We start from the raw sequence: 480 nt of genomic DNA on the forward strand, positions 1-480 counted from the left end.
GTCGGCCTCGACAAGAGCACCTATTTCAGCGACTCGAATAACGACGGCATTCGCGGCAATTCTCCGGGGGACACCTGCGAGCCGCTGCTTGCCGGCAGATATTTGTGCGACGCGATCGGTAATCGCTGGACGTCGTCGATCGGCTATTCGCTGGTGTTCGACAGCCTCAACAGCCGACTGCGCCCGACTGCCGGCCAGCGCTTCATCTTCAGCCAGGATTTCGCAGGGCTTGGCGGCGATGTGAAATATATTCGCTCGAAAATTGAAGGATCGAAATTCTTCAACATTGGTGCGGGGTTCATCGGGTCGCTCAATGCCGAGGGTGGTTACATCCATTCGCTGGAGAAGAGCCGTGGCGTTGGGATCGACAATGTCCGCATTACCGATCGCTTCTACCTGGGCGAGCCGGATTTCCGTGGCTTCGACATTCGCGGCGTTGGGCCGCGCGTCCAGCGCATCGGCTATACGACCGATGCGTCC

The 480-nt window shown here is 58.8% G+C and carries 1 protein-coding gene; it reads left to right on the top strand.

The genetic code is table 11. The features are described from left to right. The coding region (locus AACY52_RS30590; RefSeq protein WP_339561427.1) for a BamA/TamA family outer membrane protein at nt 1–480 on the top strand (480 nt) is incomplete at both ends.

It is taken from the genome of Pseudomonas sp. EA_65y_Pfl1_P113 (assembly GCF_963970525.1).
Classification (GTDB): Bacteria; Pseudomonadota; Gammaproteobacteria; order Pseudomonadales; family Pseudomonadaceae; genus Aquipseudomonas; species Aquipseudomonas tritici.